Origin of the sequence: Calothrix sp. CCY 0018 (assembly GCF_963920925.1) — a bacterium.
In the GTDB taxonomy this organism is placed as follows: domain Bacteria; phylum Cyanobacteriota; class Cyanobacteriia; order Cyanobacteriales; family Nostocaceae; genus Rivularia.
This window is the reverse complement of record NZ_CAWUDI010000034.1, coordinates 16,727-38,620: the sequence shown is the minus strand read 5'-3', so window position 1 is coordinate 38,620 and position 21,894 is coordinate 16,727. Positions and strand designations below refer to the sequence as shown.

17 protein-coding genes are annotated in these 21,894 nt (G+C 40.5%); 5 read left to right on the top strand and 12 right to left on the bottom strand.

What is annotated here, in order from left to right; all coding sequences use genetic code 11:
- The first annotated feature begins 215 nt into the window (after window positions 1-215).
- Together gyrA and lnt are read left to right on the top strand one after the other, a co-directional pair.
- The gene (gene gyrA / locus ACM03V_RS22915; protein WP_414623110.1) at window positions 216-2,993 is read left to right on the top strand and encodes a DNA topoisomerase (ATP-hydrolyzing) subunit A; all 2,778 of its coding nucleotides are present in this window, start codon (window positions 216-218) and stop codon (window positions 2,991-2,993) included.
- Between the two features lie 320 nt (window positions 2,994-3,313).
- Complete coding sequence (lnt, locus tag ACM03V_RS22910; RefSeq protein WP_414623109.1) at window positions 3,314-4,954, top strand: apolipoprotein N-acyltransferase; 1,641 nt, start codon at window positions 3,314-3,316, stop codon at window positions 4,952-4,954.
- A gap of 47 nt (window positions 4,955-5,001) precedes the next feature.
- Here the strand turns inward: lnt and ACM03V_RS22905 are convergent, their stop codons facing one another.
- Window positions 5,002-5,292 (bottom strand): hypothetical protein, encoded by a 291-nt coding sequence (locus tag ACM03V_RS22905; protein ID WP_414623108.1) that lies wholly within the window; start codon window positions 5,290-5,292, stop codon window positions 5,002-5,004.
- Window positions 5,293-5,375: 83 nt separating this feature from the next.
- On the opposite strand from ACM03V_RS22905, the gene ACM03V_RS22900 reads away from it, so the two are divergent.
- The gene (locus ACM03V_RS22900; RefSeq protein WP_414623107.1) at window positions 5,376-5,843 is read left to right on the top strand and encodes a GxxExxY protein; all 468 of its coding nucleotides are present in this window, start codon (window positions 5,376-5,378) and stop codon (window positions 5,841-5,843) included.
- 71 nt (window positions 5,844-5,914) lie between these two features.
- Here ACM03V_RS22900 and ACM03V_RS22895 read toward each other — a convergent pair whose 3' ends face one another.
- The 11 genes from ACM03V_RS22895 to ACM03V_RS22845 form a co-directional block, all read right to left on the bottom strand.
- Entirely contained in the window at window positions 5,915-6,457 is a 543-nt protein-coding gene (locus ACM03V_RS22895; RefSeq protein WP_414623106.1) for a hypothetical protein, read from the bottom strand.
- A gap of 139 nt (window positions 6,458-6,596) precedes the next feature.
- Window positions 6,597-8,225, bottom strand: a complete 1,629-nt coding sequence (locus ACM03V_RS22890) for a TrbI/VirB10 family protein (RefSeq protein WP_414623105.1) — start codon at window positions 8,223-8,225, stop codon at window positions 6,597-6,599.
- A 219-nt stretch (window positions 8,226-8,444) separates the two neighbouring features.
- Window positions 8,445-9,140 carry a hypothetical protein gene (locus ACM03V_RS22885; RefSeq protein ID WP_414623104.1) on the bottom strand — a complete coding sequence of 232 codons (696 nt, stop codon included), beginning with the start codon at window positions 9,138-9,140 and terminating at the stop codon, window positions 8,445-8,447.
- Window positions 9,141-9,240: 100 nt separating this feature from the next.
- Window positions 9,241-10,035, bottom strand: a complete 795-nt coding sequence (locus ACM03V_RS22880) for a hypothetical protein (protein WP_414623103.1) — start codon at window positions 10,033-10,035, stop codon at window positions 9,241-9,243.
- Window positions 10,036-10,151: 116 nt separating this feature from the next.
- On the bottom strand, window positions 10,152-11,186 hold the full coding sequence (locus tag ACM03V_RS22875; RefSeq protein ID WP_414623102.1) for a hypothetical protein: 1,035 nt from the start codon (window positions 11,184-11,186) through the stop codon (window positions 10,152-10,154).
- A gap of 239 nt (window positions 11,187-11,425) precedes the next feature.
- Window positions 11,426-12,208: a hypothetical protein gene (locus ACM03V_RS22870; protein ID WP_414623101.1), complete on the bottom strand. Its 783-nt coding sequence runs from the start codon at window positions 12,206-12,208 to the stop codon at window positions 11,426-11,428.
- Window positions 12,209-12,380: 172 nt separating this feature from the next.
- Entirely contained in the window at window positions 12,381-15,131 is a 2,751-nt protein-coding gene (locus ACM03V_RS22865; protein ID WP_414623100.1) for a hypothetical protein, read from the bottom strand.
- Window positions 15,085-15,444, bottom strand: coding sequence for a hypothetical protein (locus ACM03V_RS22860; RefSeq protein ID WP_414623099.1), 360 nt, complete (start codon window positions 15,442-15,444; stop codon window positions 15,085-15,087). Before ACM03V_RS22860 ends, ACM03V_RS22865 begins: the two co-directional genes overlap by 47 nt.
- 185 nt (window positions 15,445-15,629) lie before the next feature.
- Window positions 15,630-16,235: a hypothetical protein gene (locus tag ACM03V_RS22855; RefSeq protein ID WP_414623098.1), complete on the bottom strand. Its 606-nt coding sequence runs from the start codon at window positions 16,233-16,235 to the stop codon at window positions 15,630-15,632.
- Window positions 16,236-16,905: 670 nt separating this feature from the next.
- Window positions 16,906-17,376: a hypothetical protein gene (locus ACM03V_RS22850; protein ID WP_414623097.1), complete on the bottom strand. Its 471-nt coding sequence runs from the start codon at window positions 17,374-17,376 to the stop codon at window positions 16,906-16,908.
- Between the two features lie 45 nt (window positions 17,377-17,421).
- Window positions 17,422-19,005: an alkaline phosphatase PhoX gene (locus ACM03V_RS22845; protein WP_414623096.1), complete on the bottom strand. Its 1,584-nt coding sequence runs from the start codon at window positions 19,003-19,005 to the stop codon at window positions 17,422-17,424.
- Window positions 19,006-19,515: 510 nt separating this feature from the next.
- Here ACM03V_RS22845 and ACM03V_RS22840 point away from each other — a divergent pair.
- Both ACM03V_RS22840 and ACM03V_RS22835 read left to right on the top strand, forming a co-directional pair.
- The gene (locus ACM03V_RS22840) at window positions 19,516-19,770 is read left to right on the top strand and encodes a hypothetical protein (RefSeq protein WP_414623095.1); all 255 of its coding nucleotides are present in this window, start codon (window positions 19,516-19,518) and stop codon (window positions 19,768-19,770) included.
- 612 nt (window positions 19,771-20,382) lie between these two features.
- Window positions 20,383-21,843: an alkaline phosphatase PhoX gene (locus ACM03V_RS22835; RefSeq protein WP_414623094.1), complete on the top strand. Its 1,461-nt coding sequence runs from the start codon at window positions 20,383-20,385 to the stop codon at window positions 21,841-21,843.
- Window positions 21,844-21,894 lie beyond the last annotated feature (51 nt).

Genomic DNA, 21,894 nt, shown 5'->3' with positions numbered 1-21,894 from the left:
CAGAGCCTCTTGAGGGGCATTCCAAGGTTCTACCTTGGAACGAGAATAGAACAATGCCCTTCGGCCCAATTCCCCATGCTCACTCTCTGCAAAAACGCGCAAAATGTGCTAGAATTGTACCAAATAATGGCGATTATTCAAGCATCATTTGGAATAATTTGGCTTTTTTTCTAATTTAAGCCCTAAAATTTGCGATTTTTGGAGTTTTTTAGGTTATGACAACCTCTCAGGAGCGGATAATCCCGACGGATCTGCGAAACGAGATGTCCAGGTCTTATCTGGAATATGCGATGAGCGTGATTGTCGGTCGCGCTTTGCCAGATGCCAGGGATGGTCTGAAACCTGTGCATCGTCGCATTCTTTACGCTATGCACGAGTTGGGGTTGACGGCAGACCGTCCTTTCCGTAAGTGCGCCCGTGTTGTAGGGGAGGTATTAGGTAAGTACCACCCCCACGGGGATACGGCTGTTTACGATGCTTTGGTGCGGATGGCTCAAAGTTTTTCGATGAGGTCGCCTTTAATTAATGGGCATGGTAATTTCGGAAGTGTTGATAACGACCCTCCGGCGGCTATGCGTTACACTGAATGCCGCCTGCAATCTTTAACTAGCGACGCTTTACTGCAAGATATCGAATCGGAAACTGTCGATTTTGCTGACAACTTCGATGGTTCGCAGCAGGAACCTACGGTTTTACCAGCAAGGCTACCGCAGCTATTGTTAAATGGTTCTTCTGGTATTGCGGTAGGGATGGCGACTAATATCCCTCCCCATAATTTGGGAGAATTGATTGACGGGTTGGTAGCGTTAATTCATAATCCGGAAATTACGGATATGGAATTAAGTACCCAGTATATCCACGGTCCCGATTTTCCTACAGGCGGTCAAATTCTCGGTACTTCCGGGATTAAGGAAGCTTATACTACCGGGCGCGGTTCGATTACCATGCGTGGGGTAGCTAATATTGAGACTCTCCAGCAGCGTGGAAGACCGGAAAAAGAAGCAATAATTATCACCGAGCTACCTTATCAAACTAATAAGGCAGCCTTAATTGAGAAAATTGCCGAACTGGTTAACGACAAGCGCATTGACGGTATTTCCGACATTCGCGACGAAAGCGATCGCGATGGGATGCGGGTAGTGATCGAACTCAAGCGAGATGCTTATCCCCGCGTAGTCCTAAATAATTTATACAAGTTAACTCCGCTGCAAGCTAATTTTGGCGCGAATATGCTTGCGTTGGTAAATGCAGAACCCATCTTACTAACTTTAAAGCGGTTTTTACAGGTTTTCTTGGATTTCCGCATTGAATCTATTACCAGACGCACCCGCTATGAATTGCGGAAGGCTGAGGAAAGAGATCATATCTTACAAGGTTTGTTAATCGCGCAGTCCCATTTAGATGAAATTATTGCTTTAATTCGTCATGCTGCGGATGCACCGACGGCGAAGGGAGAATTAATTAGTAATTATGGATTGTCGGAAGCGCAAGCGGATGCAATTTTGCAGATGCAGTTGCGACGTTTAACGGCTTTAGAAGCAGATAAAATTCGTTTGGAACACGACCAGTTACAGGTTCAAATCACCGATTTAGAAGATATTCTGGCTCGTAGAGAACGAATATTAGAAATTATTGAAACCGAAGTTAGCCAATTAAGAGAAAAACACGCAACACCCCGTCGTACAGTAATTACCCTCAAGGAAGGGGAATTAGATGATATAGACTTAATTGCTAATGAAAAAGTTATAATTTTGCTTACCCAGCAAGGCTATATCAAGAGAATGCCGGTTAATACCTTTGAAGCGCAAAGCCGTGCTACCAGAGGGAAAGCAGCAGCGAAGGTAAAAGATGATGACAATATCGAGCATTTCTTAACTTGTTGCGATCATGATAGCGTTCTATTCTTTAGCGAGCGCGGTGTAGTTTACTGTATGAGGGCTTATCAATTGCCTCTCGGTTCCCGCACCAGTAGAGGTACGCCCATCGTACAAATGCTACCGATTCCCAGAGAGGAAAAAATTACCTCGATTGTACCCGTAAGCGAATTTAGCCAAGATGAATATTTGGTAATGCTTACTAAAGGTGGCTATATCAAGAAAACTGCATTAGCAGCATTTAGCAGTATTCGCGCCAACGGTTTGATTGCAATTTCCTTAGAAGAAGGAGACGAATTACGTTGGGTACGTCGAGCCAGAGCCGAAGATAGCGTAATTATTGGTTCTCGGATGGGTATGGCGATTCATTTCCGCTGCACTCACTCACAATTACGTCCTTTGGGTAGAGCAACTCGTGGGGTAAAAGCCATGAAATTGCGTAAAGGTGGTGACGAATTGGTAGGAATGGACATTCTTCCTGCCGATATTTTGAATCACATAACGCCACCAGATACGGGATCTGAAGCTGAAGCTGAAGTTGAAGCCGAAGCAGTTGAAGCCGAAGCAGTTGAAGCCGAAGTAGTTGAAGCCGAAGTAGTTGAAACCGAAGATACAGAGAATGCGGAAACTGTAGAAGTACAGGATGAAAACAATGCTGGACTTTGGGTATTAGTTATTACTACCGGAGGATACGGAAAACGGGTACCAGTCGGGCAATTCCGCTTGCAAAACCGTGCTGGACAAGGTTTAATGGCAACCAAATTCAAAAACCTCAAGACTCAAGATTCATTAGCAAGTTTACATATTGTTAGTGAAGACAACGAGATTATGATGGTGACGAATCGCGGTATCATTATCCGGCAGGCAGTAAACGCCATTTCCATCCAATCGCGTTCCGCCACTGGAGTACGGGTACAGCGTCTCGATCAAGAAGATTTTCTTAATGGAGTAGCAATAGTTCCCGGTGATAGTGGTGAAGAATCAGATGAGTCATTGGATGAAGATGATGTTGAAGTAGAAGCAGCAGATGATGCTGTGGAAACAACAGAAACAATTGTTATAGAAACGGCAGATGATGCTGTAGAAACAGAAGATGATGCTGTAGAAACAGAAGAATAAAATCAAATTTTGGTAATGTATTAACCAATAATGTAGAGACGTTGCAATGCAACGTCTTTATGTATTTTGGTTTGTAATAACGAAAAAGTTTTTATTACATTTATTACAAACGTTAAAATCGCCCCAACCCCCCTTAAAAACTGCGGTGTACACACATTTCGGCTCTATCCCCCTAAATCCCCCGCTAAATTGGGGGACTTTAACTCCGATTCCCGCTTTGCAAAGGGGGGCTAGGGGGGATCAAAACGTTATGAAACAAACTTGGAAGACTTGTGTGTACACTGTAGTTCTTAAAAAAGGGGGGCTTTATGTAAGTAATTATGAAGTCAAATATTTTTACCAAACTGATAACTCGTAACTCAAAACCGATAATCGCTTTAGCTAGCGGAATCACAATGGGTTTAACCGTTGCTCCCGTTGGTGCTTGGTTTTTAGCCTGGTTTGCAATGATTCCCCTATGGCTAATAGTTGTAAATTACCCAAAATATCCAAAACAAAAAAATAAATTTCTCTTCCCCTCCCTCCTATGGGCTTTGGGTTATCACGGAACAGCATTGTATTGGATTACCGGGCTTCATCCATTAACTTGGTTGGGTGTACCTTGGTTGGGAAGTATTGCGATCGCACTGTTTGCTTGGTTCTTTATCTCCTTTTGGGGAGGCATATTAGTTATGCTCTGGGCTAAGTTAATGGGGATATTTTCAACTCAAAATCCTTTAAGTCGCGTGCTTATTGGTACGGCTATTTGGTGTGCTTTAGAAAGAATTTGGAGCGCCGGTCCCTTGTGGTGGAGTTCGCTTTCTTACACCCAGTCACCGCATAATTCGGTAATTTTACATTTAGGTCAAATTTCGGGGCCTACAGCAGTAACGGCGATAATAGTTGCTGTTAATGGGTTATTAGCTGAAGCTTTAAATACAACCCTTGTCACGCGGATGCAATCCAAATTTGACCTCACCCTCTTTCCCTCTCCTTACCAAGGAGAGGGATGTCCGCAAGGACAGGGTGAGGTTTTACCAAGTTCTCAAGGATTGGTAATAATTGCAATTATATTATTTATTTGTTGTCATTTAATTGGTTTCGGCTTGTATTCTCGTCCCCTTTCCCAACCCTCGGAAAATGCTTTAAAAGTGGGAATTATACAGGGAAATATCCCCAACAGACTAAAATTTAAACCTGAAGGCAAGCAACGCATCAGACAAAATTATACACGGGGTTATTTGAATTTAGTTGATCGAGGTGTAGAAGCAGTTTTAACCCCAGAAGGTGCATTACCGTTTTTTGAAGATGAAATTGTTCAAAGCCCGTTAATCGCAGCAGTGCGAGAAAAAGGCGTTTTGGCTTGGGTTGGAGGTTATAAGCGTCAGGGTGAAGGTAGGTATACCAATAGTTTGCTAACTTTTACAGGTAATGGTGAAGTTTTTAGTCATTACGACAAAGAGAAACTAGTACCTTTGGGAGAATATATTCCCTTTGAAAATATTTTAGGCGGTATTATTAATAGATTATCTCCCGTAAAAGCAAGACAAATACCGGGAAAATCAAATCAAATTGTCAAAACACCTTTCGGTAATGCTGTAGTTGGCATATGTTACGGTTCAGCCTTCGCCGAACAATTTCGCAATCAAACCTTCTCAGGTGGAGAGTTTATTCTTACAGCTTCCAACAATGACCCCTACAGTGCAGCCATGCAATTTCAGCATCACGCTCAGGATATCATGCGAGCGATTGAAAACGATAGATGGGCAGTAAGAGCAACAAATACCGGATATTCAGCATTTGTAAATCCCCACGGTAAAACATTGTGGATATCGGGACACGACACCTACGAAACCCATGCCGAAACTATTTATCGACGACAAACGCAAACTTTATATGTGCGTTGGGGCGATTGGTTATGTTGGGTTTTCTTGGGATTGGGCTTTGGGCTTTGGGGATGGGGGAGAGTGAGGAGGGGATAATATGTTGGCAACGGATGAAATAACTTCAACGGATAGATTGTCTATAATCACAACCATTTATTTTTTGTTGAGAATACCATCTTCATCCGTTGCCAACCCCCCATCCGCTGCCAACCACCCATCCGTTGCCAACCACCCATCCGCTGCCAACCACCCATCCGTTGCCAACCCCCCATCCGCTGCCAACCACCCATCCGTTGCCAACCCCCCATCCGTTGCCAACCACCCATCCGCTGCCAACCACCCATCCGCTGCCAACCACCCATCCGTTGCCAACCCCCCATCCGTTGCCAACCCCCCATCCGTTGCCAACCCCCCATCCGTTGCCAACCACCCATCCGTTGCCAACCATTACCTCTTATAAAATGCTATACCTAAATAACAAAGTATTTAATACAACATTTTATTAAAATATTTACCGATGAATAATAGCAATATTCCTCACCAAGACATTACGTACAGAATCATTGGTGCAGCAATGAGAGTACATAATAGAGTGCCACGAGGATTAAAAGAAAAACACTACCAGCGAGCATTACAAGCAGAAATGATAAAAGATGGCTTGTATACTCAGATGGAATATCACTTAGAAATTTATGATGGTGATGTCTGGCTAGGAAGACTTTATCTCGACCATTGGGTAAACGAATGCGTAGTAGTAGAAGATAAAGCCGTTTCCCGTACAATGGGAAATAAAGAACTAGCGCAAGTTATTACCTACCTAGCAGCTACACAATCCAAAGTTGGTTTATTACTTAACTTTGGAACACAGCGTTTAGAATATCATCGTATCCTTCCACCCAAAACTGTAGACGATTGGAAAACAAAAATTCAACCTTACTTGTGGCAACCACCCGATCAAAAAAATAACGTAAACCCTACAAAATAATCCAATAACTAACCATCACCCCTATCAATCAGCAACTCCAACCCGTTACCAACCCCTCATCCGTTAGCAACTTACTCTTCAACTCTTACGCATGGTGTTTCTCCGAAATTCGGGGGGTCTTCAAACACTGCTAAAGTATTATATTCGGGACTACCTTCTTGATAAAGTACTCGGAATGCGTAGAGTCTTTTTTTACCATTCCCTTCTGTAATTACCGTTAGAAGCGTGTTGTCAGTATTGGGAAGTCCGGGTATATCGAGTTTTTCGATTCTTCTGAGGTGGATGACGTTGGCTGCGGAGTCTTCGCAATCTCCAGTATCGGCGCTTTCTTCACCAAATTGCATACACATCGGGCCATCAAAATCTAAAGTAACTTGTGATGGATCATCTAACCAAACTTTTTTTATAGTTTCTCCTGCGGGAATAAAACTTAAATTTGTACCTTGTTCGTACCACACTTTAATAGTAGGAATTGCACCTCCCAAACCTTGAGCTTGACAGGAAAATATTGAGCGCAAAACGGCGTTATTCGCGAAAACAGCACCCGCCATTAAGATACTTGTTGCGGAGAAAATTAAGGAAGTGAGAGGGAGGAGGTTGAGGGGTTTTTTCATGGAAAGAGAAGAGAGGGAGAGAGGGGGTAGAGGGGGGAGAGGGGGGGACAAGGGGACAAGGGGACAAGGAGAAAATAATTACTCTTTACTTACTACCTACTACTCTTAACTCCTCACCTTTAACCTTTAACCTTTGACCTTAAATTCGCGTTTCTTGATTGACAAATACTTCAACTTCTTTCCCTTCGGGTAGATACCAAATGTTTGTTTTACGGGACATTTCAGATGCGGCGCGTTGATTGCGACGGGTTATTTGCGGTACTACTGTTTTTATTCCGCCTTCTAATATACCCGCAGCCAAGCTTGGGTCACGGTTGACATTGGTAACGGCTATTGTTCCATTTTCGCCAGTAACAACTTCTGATTCAGTACGATTAATTAATTCTGCTGCTTTACCAACTCCCCCTAAAGCAAATGATAAGGCATCATTACGGGCTATTGATGAACCGTTATTGCGATATTGTTTGGCTATTAATGGTTTACCTTGTTTACCGCGAATCATTAATGCGTTTTGAGGTACGGTTTTTTCGACGATTTCGCCGTTTTCTCGTGTTTTTATTTTGACTATTTCTAACTGCATTAATCCATTTTCGGAAATAGAATCTATTTTGGCGTATATCTGACTTCCTGTGGGTAATGCTGCGGTACCATCTGCGGCTTTTAAGGATTGTTTTAAACTGACTACGTAAACGTTGTTGTCTTCATTTTCTTCTCTTCGGGATCTGCTAGTTTCACCGTATATAGGTGTAGCTAATTCTGCTTTAGCGCTGCTACCCATAGGTATTGTTTTAGAGTTTCTTCTTGTTGATTCGCGGGCTGTACGAGTTGGTTTTTTTGTCTCTGGCTTTGCTTGAGGTTCTTTCTGTTCTACTTTTCTAGCTACTTCGACTCTTTGAGGGGATGTTCGATTGCTAACACTTCCATTTTCACCAAAAGAAACCTGTCCGTAACTACCTAATTTTGCTAATCTTGCCCATTCTTGCATGGGATTGGGTTCGGGTGGTGGCGCGATTTCTACTAATGGTTGTTGAGGTATGAATGCGGGTGGTTCTGGTCGTGGTACGATTTGAGGTAATACTGGTATTGGTTTTGGTTTTTGTACGACTGGTTTTGAAACTTTTTTTGGCTGTGGTTTGGATTGCGGTACGTTAACAACGCGATCGACTTGGACTATTTTTGGTACTTCAACAATGCGTATTTGTGGTGGTTGAGGTTGGGGACGAATCCTTGATATAGATATGTCACGAGGAATTGTTCTCGGCTTTGCTTCGGAAGTTGGTTTCGCTGCAATGGGTGGTGTTGACGGTGTTGGTTTAGTCATTCTCAGCTCTTGCTGTGCAGCTTTTACCGCATCAAGTTGTTCGGAAAGTGCGAGTTTGGTTTTTAATCCCTCGACTTCTTCTTGCAATTGTTCGACACGGGGTTTTGTTTGCGGTTTTGGTGGAGTTTGGCTGCGGATGGTATTCTGTGCGAGATTTGGCTTATCGTTGCTCATCATTTGAGATAAAAATCCGCCAGCAAACATAACTACAGCTAAAGTACCTGCACCAACTAAACCTGCTTTAGCAAAGGGATTGGCTGACAATGGTTGTTGGGTTGCGCTGTTATTCGGCTCGTCAGGTTGCGATCGCGCATTTGAATCTGTGAGAGATTCATTTTCCATATCTGCGGGAGTGGATTCATCCAAACCCACCAGCTTAGCCATCCGGGTTTCCCATTCGGTAAGCCCTGTTTCGTTATCTCTCAATGATGTTGAATTTTTAGTCATGATATTAAATTAGGGAGTAGGGAATAGGGAATAGGGAACAGTAAAGCTACTAAATATTTTTTTAAATTTATTGTTCTTAATCACTTCTCTTTATTTATACAGCCTTTAAGTATATTTGTTTAGGCAATTAAGTTAAACATCAGTTTTGAAAATCATAGTATTTCTTCATTATTTATAACTATTGTTAAGCCGATCAAATCGCATTATTTATTAGTATTATCATTTCCTCTGTTCCCCGTTCCCTATGACACTTTTATTTTCAGAACAACTTTTATCTTCTAGATCGCATATATTATAAATTTGCATTCTTGCTTCTCCTAATCGATAGGCTGCTAAGTTTAAAGGAGTTGAAAAGCGCGGTAAAGAAGTTATTTCATCTTTGGTTTCAACTAAAATTTGTTTATTAAAAGGAACCGATCTTCCCAAATTGTCGCCGCGACTGAAAATTAAACGATGAGCTAATAATTCAACTTTCCATTTTCCATCTGCAATAATTTCCGGTTGAGAAATCCTTTGAATTACTAAAACATTTTGTTCGGGGCTTTCTAACTCAAAGTTATTGAATTTTTGGGCAAATTCGCGTTTAAAATCATTTCTTAATAGATCGGAACTAATATCCCATACTACTGTAGAAGACTGTTTCTCAGACCAAGTAAACATCAAAGTCATCGTTTCACCGACAAAACGGCGAATCGTTTGTTGATTCCGCTCCCAACTACTTTTAGCATCAGCGGTGATAACTCGTCCATCTTCTAACTGTACCAGAGTTTGGGGTACCGATTTACGCTTAACTTGCTGCAACATTCCACCGTGAAACATCAGCAAAAGCAAAGTTAATAAATGCAACCCAAATGTCCCAATGGCGAACAAAGGAATGATATTAGTTTGATTTTTATCAGTGTTGAAGGTTTGCATTTATATTTTGGGGAATTAGGAAATTAGGGAATGGGTAATTGGTAAAAAATTAAAATATGTTTCTTTTATATATAAGTTAATTTCAAAAACTATTGGATCATCACCGATTTTGACAGCGATTAAATCCATCTGTAGCTAGATTATCGTATTTATCAGTTAAACATAATTCTCGGATTTCGTAAATTTCTAATTTATCGCTACGAGTGGCATAAATTGCTTTTTGTAAGTCGGTAAGATTTTGTGTGATGGGGTAGTCAAAAGTATCTACAGCTTGTACAAAAATATCTTTATTAAAAGGTGTAATTATTTTGTTTTCACCACCGCGTTTTTGAAGCAAATTTGCAACTATTCCTACTTTCCATTTACCGGGTTCAATTTGTTGCGGGGGATAAATTCTAGTAATATTCAGTTCTGCTGATATGGCTTGTTTAGAATTACTTGAAAATACTTCTGGTGGCGTTAATTCTGCTACCGCACTTAAAAAACCCTTGCGAAAATCTTCCGATAAAGCAAAGCTAGATATCCAACTACTTGTAGTAACTTTTTTACTACCCCCAGATGTTCTAATTGATATTCCTAAATCTTTTTCTGGTAAAGAGGCTTGATTTACATTTTGTGCCGGTAGTTTCCCAGACCAGTTAAACATTGATATCATTGTTTTACTAACGAATCCCTCAATAGCTTCCGGTTTCCGCTGCAATTCATCTATGTTATTTACAGGTTTTCCATCAACCAACTGCACAAAAGTAGGAGGTTTTTGTAAACTTAATTGACGAATTGTCAACCCTTGAATGATTAATAATAGTAAAGTTAATAAATGTAAACCAAAAGTAGCAACAGCTAAGGTAACAAACAGATTTCCTTTTCGTTTTCGTTTTTCAAGTAAACGTACCATGAGCGGGATTTTAGATTTTAGATTTTAACAACGGATGCTTTTGTTTTGAATTGAGAGGTAAGAATTAGGGGTTGGAAGTTATAAATTCACAACTACTCACTGCTCACTGCTCACTGTTAACTGCTCGCTGATTTCACCCAGGAAGCGGTATTGCTAATAGCGCTAAATACTGCAAAACCTCCTGCTCCTGCTGTGATTAAGGATAAAATTGGGGCTAGAATTCCTAGAAAGATGATAAACCACATTAAGTCTGGGTTGGTGTTGGGATTTTGGGCTGGGCCATTGACGATTACTGCTGCTGTTAATATGGCAATAATATTGAAGGATATTTTGGCAATTCCTAACGAGAAAAAGCCTGTCAACCATGCAAAAATTGGTTTACCTGCTACTGGTAATAATGAACCACCTACCGCTAATGGTCCTAAAGCTGCTATCAGTAACATTGTAGCTTCTATCAAGTTCTGAAATGCTGATTGTAGAGAAATTAAAAAGTTTTTGATCGTAATTTGAGCAGTGGAACCAATTAAGGAATTAAACGCTTCCTCCGATAATACACCAGTTCCTAAAGTAACTTGATTTACCTGGTTTTCTAATCTTGTTATCCAAGGGCGATCGCCATATAAGTTTCGATATTCTTCCCATAGAATATCAATTTTTTCTGTAGCTTTAACAAAACACTGTCTTTGTTGTTCTCCATTCAGAGATTGACAGGGACGTAATAAAGAACCTACCACATCTTCAGCAATACTCATATTAATTGCCTGCTGGTAAGTTCGATCTACATCTGCTGATTCTACAACTTGTTCGTTGATGCTATTAACAAAATTTCGTACCCCTAAAGTTAAATTGGATAATACAGTTCCACTTCCGGTATTGGTTAAAAATAGTACTACAATAAAAGGCCAAATTAAACCCGATATCGGACGAGAATAATCATCATTTATAGTATCTTTTAACCATTGCATCATAAAAATTAATAAGGTACCGACGGCAAAAAAGACACCAAGATTTGTTAACGCTCCATATAAATTATTGTCGGTGTTATTTTGCAACAAATCTACCCATTGTCTATCCCAACCTTCAGCAATACTTTGGGCTGTTGTTGCACCATCATTTAAAATTTCGTTGATACCAAGTTGTGCTAATAGCATTTCACCATTTTAGATTATAAAAGATTGTTAGGTAAAAACAGAAAGCTTTGATTAAACCTTTTTATTCCTTTGCGTGAACCTCAGCGTCCCTTTGCGTTTATTATTTCTAGTAAGATAGTTCCTAGATAGTTAAAAATTATGCGATTATTTTTCATCCGCTTAGGGTTGCAAACCCCAAGCTAAGAGCAAAAGTCCATTGAAATGGACTAAGAGAACAACTCATAACACCTAACTCCTAACTACTTCTTCCTGCCAATTAAATCAACTTGAGAAGTTGTTCTTAAAAGTCTTGCTGCTTCTGCTGATGCGTTGACTCTTCGGGAACGATTTGATTCTTCCATCTCTTGGGAAATATTGGCTAAATTCAAGTTAGAATATTGCAGGGTTTGATGTAGCTGCATTGTTTGAGCTAAGTTTTCTCCTATCAGTTTTGATTGTTCGCTTTCTATTTGAATACTTTGTAATTGAAGTTTAATTAACTCTGATTGGCTTTGATTAAGTATTGGTGATAATGGATTAGCAACACCACCAGCAACTTCTGCAATCCCGCCTAATATATTTTCAGAACTTTCCCGCGCTTCTTGAGCTATTTTTGAAGTATTATCTATAGAACTATCGATACTTTCTAGTTTATTTCTCGAACGTATTTGGGCTTCTTCTCCTAAAATCGCTACTGCCACACCACGAGTCAACTGTCTATCAATTTCATTCCCTACCGATTTAGCGTTGACTGCTGGATTATTCTCAAAATTACTCGATAGCGAGTTAATTGTTATATCATCATTTAAACTTCTTCTCACAGCAACCGGATTGGGGATATTTAATTCTCCGTTAAAACTGTTAATAGCCGTTTGAGTTTCCGATTCTACTGGTTGCAAGGTATCTGAGATATTATCTATTAAATAATTTTGTAAATCGCTAGCATAATTTTGAAAATCAACCCAGACATTACCTACCTGAGCTATTGCTGGTAATGCTGCTAATAACGTAATTGAAATCGTTATAAAAATTGTTTTTTTCATTGATAATTGATAATTGGTAATTGGTAAGTAAGTTGGCACAAATAAAACCAACTATGTAACGAAGTGTAAAAGAATCGAAACGGTTGCGTTTGCTTCCTCGTGCCTCGTCGCAATGACAAAATGCAGTTACATTTAATTACGCTCACCTACTTAATTGTTAACTGCTGACTGCTCACTGATTTTTAAGTGACGCTACTAATTGACGTGCAAAGGCGGAAATTGCTTCATATTTATCTTCATGAGTTTGCATAAATTGATTTCTGGCTGCTTGCTCGTTGGGATTATTGGCTACTACTGCTAATTGCTCGTAACCGGGATAGTAACGACAAAAGCTGTAAATTCCGTTGTCGTCTAATAACCATTGACTGTAAACTCCTTCTTTACGAGGGAAGAAACTTTCTGATGCATTTCTACTAATTATGTCCCGAGGATATTTTAAAATGCTTTCAAAACTATCTACTGCTACTGGCTGAATTCTTCCTATTAATCTAGTAGTTAAATTTTGTAAAATCTTTGATGCTGCTTTGGATTTGGCTATGGTATCTGGGTCTTGAGCTGATAAAATAACTCTTATTCCAGCTTTGGCTCCATTCGCGCAAATTCTGCCGACTAAATCGGCAATTTGGTCAAATTCAAATAAAATCGGCGCTTCATCGATGAAAAATATCGATGCTGGGCTACTCAATGCCCTTCTCAATGCTGCCGAATATGCACTCAAAGATAATACCGCAGCATCTTCACTATCTGATAAATTTCTTAATGCAAATACTAAAAGTTGTGCGTCGGTGGGAAAACTTGATGGCGCGGATATTGCTTGCCCAACCCGACTCGATAACCAAAATCTCAACCGCAAATCAATTTGACTCAAGGCATCTTCTATTCTTCCACCCTGAGTTTCTAAATTCAAATGCTCTGGCGCACAAAATGTGAGAAAATCTTTTAAGGTGGGAGTTTTCTGCCAAGCTACGGAACCAAATCCGTCATTTATTGCATTCTCATATCTCTTCCTAATTCCTTCGTCGCTGAAGAATGCATTTAAGGCTAAGTTAATTACAGAGCGCACTGTCTGAGTTAACAGTTGACTTTCCCCAGAAGAACCTAATATCATCGTCATCAAAGCTGATTCTAAGAAAGCAACGTAATCCCCAAATCTATCTTTCTGCTCCTCATAACTCAAAGCGCGTAAATCTGGCTGCTCAAATAAATTGTTCGATTGTTTGGAAATATCGAAGTATGCTCCCCAATCTTCCATGAATTCTGTGTAGTCGGTAAAGGTAGAAGTACCATCTGGCTTGGGGAAATCCAAGGCAATTACAGGAATATTGTGAGCTAAAGCTTGAGTTAAGATTCCCGAAACCAACACCGATTTACCGGCGCGAGTTGTGGCGAATAAAGCTAAATTTTTATGCTGGTTGAATAAATCCAACTGTATCGGTGTTCCCCCTTCTTCGGCAATTAATTCAAAACCTCTTCCGTCACCTTCCCTGGTTTTTACCAAGGGAATCAAACCGGGTACCTCGTTAGTTAAATAAAGGTGACGACGATTAAAAGGTTTTGCGAGTAAACCTTCCCAGACAATTGGTAGAGTTTGCAGCCAAATCTTCCAAGCGTATTCTGTTTCTCGAATTACTTGGGCTGGGCGTTGAAAACTGTTTTCAATATATCTGGCAGCTTCATCTAATTTTTCAATGCTGTCGCGATGCACCAACATCACAACACTCGTATATATTGGTACAGCACCTTCATATATCTGCTCTTGAGCCGCCACCGATTTTCTCAACTTCAACTGAGCGCCGACATCAATGGTTTTACTCTTCTCTTCGGCTAACCTTGCCGTCATGTTAGATTGCTTCAAAACCCGTTGCAGAGTGGTTTTTACTATCGCCGGATTTGCCGCAGTTAACTGACAAAATATTTCTGTATCGACAACAGTTTCCCTGGCAAGCAATTCCCAAAGGTAGCGTAGCTGAGAAGATTTATTCTGCCAGCCTCCGGGTTTTTCCAGAAATGTTAATGCACCTACGTATCGATTGTTAACGTTAACCCAGCTTCTGTCGGCGCATGGTACTTCTTTTTCCATCAACAAAGTTGTGCTGTGGAGATTGTCTATTAATAACTTAGTACTGGCTAAATCTGAGTAAACCTCTTCGTGCAATCCATTTTCATCCAAAGTTACTAATTGAGGAATATCTATTGGTTGAGTATCGTTAAACCTGCGCCAAACTTCACCCCAAAGTTGATTTGCATTCATGGGCTTGATATCCAAACCCATTTTATTAGATAAAATCTGTTCCCAACGACGAAAACCTTGTTTGTAAGCGCTTCTAACTACAGTTTCGATCCGCTGATGCTGCGAACTGGATAAATCGCCTTTAAAGTTATACCACCATTTTTCACCTTTAGCTAATAGCCTTTCGATCCAATCTTCGGTATTGGTGCTATCAGGTTCAACGGTATAGGTAACGTAAATTTTTAAAAATTTTGGCTTGCGAATACCGCTTTGAGTTAATTCTTTAACCCTAGCACGTTCCGCCATCAATAAATATTTGATATTTGGGGAAGCAGCTGATTTAACTAAACTTGCTAATTCCTGCTGTCGTCTGGTTTCGTCGGTAAAAGAACCAAGATGAAAAGTTAGTTTTTCACCACCGGGAATATCTTTTAATCCAGCTTCAATATTATTGCATATAGTATCAATTTGTTCCGGTCTTAAAGTCGTATGAATACCCCGACAATCGAAACCGAAAACAAAACAAAAGCTGTCTTTTTTCGACGCTTTATTTAAAATATAGCCGCCGACATCCCTACCATCAAGAGATATCCTCAACATCGTTGCCAGATGTAAAGCATCCTCAAAAGGAGTTAATCGAACCGAACTACCCGCGACGTTTGCGACGCTTTTTTTGCCGATTTTTGGCTTCATAGTTTACTGACAAAAAGCTTTGATAACGTGCAATTCCCCTTGTCCATCTGGGAACACCAATAAACTTGCTTAAAAAGCGCCAACTTCTACCACCTGTTAATATCCACCAAGTCCCCATTCCCCAACCAGCAATTAAAACTGTCCACAACCACTTTTGAAAATCATCTTCAAAAAGACTACCAAAAATTCCATTAACAATAAAATAAGCAGCCAAAGCAATTACCGTCCAAGGAAATATTTGGTCTGCTGGAAGTGGCCCTAATGAAGGTTGAGTTCCTAAAATTTGGTTTACTGGTCGAAAGTCTTTATCCATTATCAGTGAGCAGTGAGCAGTGAGCAGTTATCAGTTATCAGTTAGCCATTCCTCATTAATCATTGTTCGCTATTAGCTGTTCTCTATTCCCTGTTTCCTTATCTTTATTTTAAAGTTATCAGTATTGTTCATTTATAATTCTTCATTGATCGCTGTTCACTGTTCACTGTTCACTGCTCGCTGATTCAACTGCCAATAATAAAACCAGTTAATACATCGGCAACTATGACGGCGATAACTACTAATAAAGGAGTTCTCACAATACTTTGCCAATCTTCATCTTTACGAACTGCATTCACTACACTAATTAAAGAAATCGCAATGTAAAGTAGAAAAAGCGCCCGTAAAACGTTAAATACTAAACTGACAGCGGTATTAGTACCCGAATCATTGGCACCTTCAGTTAAAGTATTCTTGAAAAAATCTTCAGCTTTACCAAAAAACTGCGCTTGTGCTGGTGCGGCGAAATAATCCAACCAAAATACAGTTAGAAGAAGTGCGATCGCCAAAATTTGCAGCCCGATCATTTGACGCTTTGGTAAATTAAACCGCCACGAAATTTGCTGCATTACTACTGCGATTAAACTACCGAACAGCAAGCAAAACAATAATATCGGACTGTGTAAACTAATAACGCCTAAAAAAACCGCACAGGCAATTAAAAATGGCACGGATTCTGTTAAAACAGCGCGGCAATTTTTAACTAGTTCAAACAGCTTATAAGACGGTTTTACCATATTGCCAACTAAAAGTTTGAAAAAACGTTTTTGGAGAAAAATTTTTGCCCCCATTTGCCCCCATTTGGTTTATTTCCTACCAACATTTAACACATTTATCTTCAGCTGCATTCAGCAAAGCTTTAATTCATCGCTATCCCAATTTAGCACCAATCTGCCCAATTTTTCGGCATCAACTTTAAAATGCTTATGCCTTAAAGTTCTGATTTTTCATAAGGAAATCTCGGTAGTTTGGAAACTCACCCTTTTTAAAGCTGAGAGGAAAAACGCCCCGTGTGGTTTTAACCACAGTGGCGTTTTTCCGATGGATGGTTAGTCCGCAATTAAGTAATGTTAGCCTCGACAATGTTTAGAGTCGGCATATCTGAAAAACACTGGCTTAACTGGCGCTACACCTGTTTAATTTTCCAGTTATAGTGCTTGAAACTGGCTACGCATTTCAAGGTACGATTTTTAGCACTTACTCTAAACGTAGGAATTTAATCCTTAATCTGGTCAACTAAGAGCTTCAAGGCAATGCCTGAAGCTCAGTGGCTTTAGCCCTGAGTTGTTGACAGAAGCATTGAAAGTACTGCTATGCAAATAAATTCAGATATTTAATCAAATTATACTACAAACTTTTTAAACCGGATTTATAAAAAGGAATTTAATTAGAACTAAAGCATTGACAGAAAGTTTATTCTATGTATTGAAATCCTCTGATTGTTTGAGGCGTTAAGAAAGTTTATAGATTTTCTTCAACAACAACTGGTTCGATTTTGAAAACTTCTGCACTCTTAGGATCGACAGTCACACGAATCCAATTAACTTCATCAGCCCCAAAAGTTTGAACGCGAGTAAAGTTGCTGACACCAGGTAATGGTCGATCTAGCAAATAAAAGTGAAAATCTCCATGAGCCAAAATTACAGGTCGTCCAAATACTTGGATTTTTTCTTCTAGTAACTTCAGAAAACGATTGAAACCTGCCCGTTCTGGATCGTCTTGTGCTAAATCGAATCTAGGATTGGCATGAATCATAATAAAAATGCCAGGACTGTCAGCTTTCTCGGCGGCATCAAAAGTTGCTTCTAACCAGTTCACGGCAGCAGCTAAACGGTTGACAAATTCACCAGTACGTTGCTCGCAGAGGATATACAGAAATAGAAAATAGAGATAGCTATTACAGAAAAACTTTCTGAATGTAAGCCATCCCAATATTGTAATTACGCTCTTGCCAATTACTTTCTTCTCACTCTCAAATTACCTGTATTCTCTGCCTCTGTACGGTTTTTTTCCTCGGGAATCTTCCGCCGGAAACGAGTCATTAAAACCTGCCTTCAAGTAAATCGGACGGTAATCTGTACGCCAGATGCAATAGGTAATACCTCTACCTTGAGAGTTGACATACATGAATTTAGCGTCTTGAGAGAAGCAAGCACCAGCAAATTCACTCGTGTTACCAGGAATAATGTTTTTGGCGAAATCAAACAGACCACCGCTAGCATCTACACCCACAACCCGCTGGCTGTAGTTGGGTGCGCCAATCTCTCCACTACTACCATCTTCACAGAGATAAATGGTGCCATCACGAGCAACAGTCATGTTATCCGGACCATCAAGCAAGTCTTCATCGGTAGACTCTACAATCATTGTGGCGGTCTCTGTTTTCGGGTCGTAGCACCAAACTTGACCTTCTCCAGCATCACCTGCACCACTACAAACCCAGTAGTGTTTGCCTCGATCGTACCAAGCACCCTCACCGCGCCAAAACACAGCAGCTCCCTTGGCTTGAGCTTCCAAGCGTAGGGTATCTTCTTCGGGATCGACATCCTCTAACTTCACCCATTTAACTTTGAGAGGCTGACCGAGGAAAGGCAACATACTCCCAGGGGCCTCGCGATCCAAGCCGCGAGTATCAACTACTTCAGTACCCTCGAAGGTATTGGTAGGCAGAAGCTCACCCGTACACTTAGAACGCTGACCGGGTTCGATAATCATGGCATAGAGGTCGCCCCCTTTTTGGAGATCGCCAAAACCATTAGGCTTCTTCTTCGGTACAAATTTGTAGTAAGCGCTGTCACCCCGGTCTTCTGTTTCATATACGTAACCGCTCTGGGGATCGACTGAAACAGCTTCGTGATTCATCCGACCCATAGCTACTAAAGGAATCGGATCGACAGCTTCACCTAGTAGAGAAGGTACTTCAAAGTTGTAACCATGCTTCTTAGTAGCAACGTTATCCGGGTCGGTCGGATCGGGAACAGTTACGTTTTCTTCACAGCTAATCCAAGAACCCCAGTAAGCAGGACCTCCAGCACAATTGCGGATAGTACCAGCCAGAGAAATATAATCTTCGACTAATCTACCGTTGCGATCGACTACAACTGTAGATGTACCACCACCTGGAAACGAATCATATTGCTTGCCATTAGGGGCGTTAAAAGGAAATTTACCTTCTTCGTTAGGATTCAGTTCATGGTTACGCACCAGAATATAGTTACCTCTACGTCCTTGAAAACACGCCATTCCATCGTGGTCTCCGGGAACGGTTAGACCATCTGACATCTTTTGTCCCTTGATCGAAATAGCAGTGTAGGCAAAATTGTCGGGCAGTTCCAGGAGAGCGGTATTTCGGAGGTCATCCGGAAGTTCCAAGGTGTTTTCAGGTAGTTTGGCACTTATTGGTCCAAAGCCATCTACACTAAAGCTTGCTGTATTACAATTAGCTCCACTGCCTTTAGCCATTGCTTTCCGTGCTTGCAATAAACCCATTGGAGCCATTGCTGTGCCAGCTGCTGCTGTTGACATGAGCATGACAAACTGTCGGCGAGATATATTTGACATCAATATCTACTCCTTAATTTGGTAAATGCATACACAATTACGGTTCTTGTATTGTTGATATTCCTGAGACTACATAAGTAACTCGGTAGAAATAAACATAATTATGGAACAAAACTTAAAACTTAAATTGAATTGAAAGCCTTACCCCAGATGCCTACAGAACCATGATCATTACTATTTTCAAGGCTAACTTTCTTCTCAAAATCAGCCAGCAATCTTGATATACCAATACAACTTTATGTTGTGTATGTCACATCTCACACTCAAGACTATCAGTTCAAGTTTAATTATTTATTCAGTAAAGATTAAGAAAAGAATAAAGAGTATAGTTATAAGCTTTGATAAGAGTAAGCAGCTAACGAACAACCATATGTTATGCGTAAGTTAAAATTTTGATTGGGAGCTAAGGATATAACCGATATTTTGCACCCTAGCTGTAACAATCTTTTATTAATCTTGCGTGGTGATTTCCAAGCCAATCAGCGAGATTAAAAATGCGCTGATGGAATTTTGACAGCAGACGATAGTGTGAAACAAGCGTCTTTAAGTCAAGATAGTTTACTGTCTCCTGCATTCTCTACCAGCGACGATAACGAAGAAAGCGGAACCGTCAAACTCGATGCAGATTCGATCATAGTTTCCGTATTTATCCCTTATGTTAGGTTAGCTCAAGCACTCAGCGGTGCAGGGGCAACGCATCTTGTCATTAAGAAAGCCATATTTTCAACAAAGCCTCAGATTGTGGCATTAAGTGATACTTATTGACTTGTCACTGAGTTCTTTTTTTTGACTCTGCTTTCGTAAGTAGATAAGACACTCTCGACGATAAACATTATTTTCTCGTTCGATACATATTTAAGTTATTTCGTCAATACCATATGCTCTAAATTTAGATGTGTTTGCCCTGCTCAGCGGTGAAGCAGAAGTTTACTTCCTATTTAACAATTGCCGGATTAAATTCTGGTCGGACAATAACTTTCTTACCAACCCAAATTAATTGTTTTTGAGTACCTTTGACAATACTATCAATCATATAAAACTTATAAATATGTCAAGTTAGATATCAATCAGAAGTTTAGAGATAAACTAATAAAAGGTTAACATAACATTATCAATTACAAAATAATAGGGTTTTCAAAGATTTCAATAAATCATTTGTTTTACAAAAATTAATTTACAGTATTTGGGTAAAATGAGACTTTTATAAAAACTTAATATCAACCGTAAAATAAGTGGAATAAAAAATTGATTTAGTAGTAATGTAATAAACATCTAAAACAAAAAATCTTTGTTTTAAGAGAAGATTAAGAACAAGTTAAATTAATAATTTTGACCACAAATAACTTCGGAGAGTCCTGTACGGAATAGGGAAAAATTATGCATTTATCGCGACGGAAATTTTTTACCTTGGCAGCTACCAGTGCTGCTGGAACGGCGTTATTGTCGCCTTTAGAAGCTTTTTATGCTAGAGCGGCTCGCGGACAATCGGTTAAAGCAAAAGGTTATGGTTCACTGCAACCTCAATTACCGCAGAACGTCAGAGAATTGCCAGGAGAATATCAAAAGCCTTTGATTGCGCTTCCTCCACAATTTCAGTACACCGCTTTTTCGATTACAGGTCAGCCAATGACTGACGGCAATCCAGTTCCCGGAGATCATGACGGGATGGCAGCTTTTCCCGCACCTGGAGGACTGGTTTATTTAGTCCGCAACCACGAACTTAGTCCTGATGAAGACGAGTTTCCCGTAAAAGTACCCCCAGGATATGCTTACGATCCTTTTGCTAACGGCGGTACTACAACCTTAGTTATCGGACGCGATCGCCGACTTATCAAAGATATGGTTTCTTTGGGTGGTACCTATCGTAACTGTTCTGGCGGACCTACCCCCTGGAATACATATATTACTTGCGAAGAAAATACCTCTAAGCCAGGGGATGTAGAAGTAGTGGCCGATCCGGAGGGTGGAGAGCCCGATGATCCGCAGGAGAGACGCAGTGTCAGACTTCCCAACCAAGATGTAGTTTCTGTCGCTCACGGTTACAACTTTGAAGTAGACCCGAAAAAAGGTTTAGTTAAAGCCGAAGCAATCAAAGCGATGGGTCGTTTTAACCACGAGGCGATCGCCGTTGATTCTAGAACTGGTATCGTTTATCAGACTGAAGATAGAGGTGATAGCGTCTTTTACCGCTATGTTCCCAATGAGCCTGGTAACTTACTTGCTGGTGGTTCTCTGGAAGCTCTGGGAATTCAAGGACAGCCGGGAATTGAGACCGCAGTTGGTTTTCCTCTAAAAACTCCATTCCCCGCAGTATGGATTCCGCTTGAGGACGTAGAATCTCCCGAAGACAATCTTCGCCAACAAGCTGCCGACAAAGGAGCAGCAATATTTACTCGTGGAGAAGGAATGGCTTTCGATCCTCAAAGTGGCGAAGTATTTTTCTGCTGTACGGATGGTGGTGAAAAAGAACTCGGTCAGATTTGGCGTTATGTGCCTGACGTAACCAACGGAACTGGAGGTACCATCGAACTTTTCGTTGAACCCAACGACCAAGAAGTGTTAGATGCGCCCGATAACATTACGGTGTCTCCTTTCGGAGATTTATTCACCTGCGAAGATGGCTCAGGAACAGACCGGCTCGTTGGTATTACTCCCGACGGGTTGCTCTACGAATTTATTCAGAACAACATAAACGATAATGAGCTTGCTGGTGTAACTTTCTCTCCAGACGGTCAGACAATGTTTTTCAATATCCAAGACCCTGGTATTACCTTTGCTGTTTGGGGCCCGTGGCAAAATGTAGCTAAACTAAGTCGCACACGAGCTAGGCTTGGTTAATTTTTAAATCTTTTCGATGTCTCAAGTCGGGATAATCTTTCAATTAACGCG

Excerpts from the sequence above, each read along its gene's own strand:
- ACM03V_RS22860 (WP_414623099.1), bottom strand. The coding sequence starts at position 15,444 with ATGGATAAAGACTTTCGACCAGTAAACCAAATTTTAGGAACTCAACCT.
- ACM03V_RS22835 (WP_414623094.1), top strand. The coding sequence starts at position 20,383 with ATGCATTTATCGCGACGGAAATTTTTTACCTTGGCAGCTACCAGTGCT.
- ACM03V_RS22855 (WP_414623098.1), bottom strand. The coding sequence starts at position 16,235 with ATGGGGGCAAAAATTTTTCTCCAAAAACGTTTTTTCAAACTTTTAGTT.
- ACM03V_RS22880 (WP_414623103.1), bottom strand. The coding sequence starts at position 10,035 with ATGGTACGTTTACTTGAAAAACGAAAACGAAAAGGAAATCTGTTTGTT.
- ACM03V_RS22905 (WP_414623108.1), bottom strand. The coding sequence starts at position 5,292 with ATGGGTGGTTGGCAACGGATGGGGGGTTGGCAACGGATGGGGGGTTGG.
- ACM03V_RS22890 (WP_414623105.1), bottom strand. The coding sequence starts at position 8,225 with ATGACTAAAAATTCAACATCATTGAGAGATAACGAAACAGGGCTTACC.
- ACM03V_RS22885 (WP_414623104.1), bottom strand. The coding sequence starts at position 9,140 with ATGCAAACCTTCAACACTGATAAAAATCAAACTAATATCATTCCTTTG.
- gyrA (WP_414623110.1), top strand. The coding sequence starts at position 216 with ATGACAACCTCTCAGGAGCGGATAATCCCGACGGATCTGCGAAACGAG.
- ACM03V_RS22895 (WP_414623106.1), bottom strand. The coding sequence starts at position 6,457 with ATGAAAAAACCCCTCAACCTCCTCCCTCTCACTTCCTTAATTTTCTCC.
- ACM03V_RS22870 (WP_414623101.1), bottom strand. The coding sequence starts at position 12,208 with ATGAAAAAAACAATTTTTATAACGATTTCAATTACGTTATTAGCAGCA.
- ACM03V_RS22900 (WP_414623107.1), top strand. The coding sequence starts at position 5,376 with ATGAATAATAGCAATATTCCTCACCAAGACATTACGTACAGAATCATT.
- ACM03V_RS22865 (WP_414623100.1), bottom strand. The coding sequence starts at position 15,131 with ATGAAGCCAAAAATCGGCAAAAAAAGCGTCGCAAACGTCGCGGGTAGT.
- ACM03V_RS22875 (WP_414623102.1), bottom strand. The coding sequence starts at position 11,186 with ATGCTATTAGCACAACTTGGTATCAACGAAATTTTAAATGATGGTGCA.
- ACM03V_RS22845 (WP_414623096.1), bottom strand. The coding sequence starts at position 19,005 with ATGTCAAATATATCTCGCCGACAGTTTGTCATGCTCATGTCAACAGCA.
- lnt (WP_414623109.1), top strand. The coding sequence starts at position 3,314 with ATGAAGTCAAATATTTTTACCAAACTGATAACTCGTAACTCAAAACCG.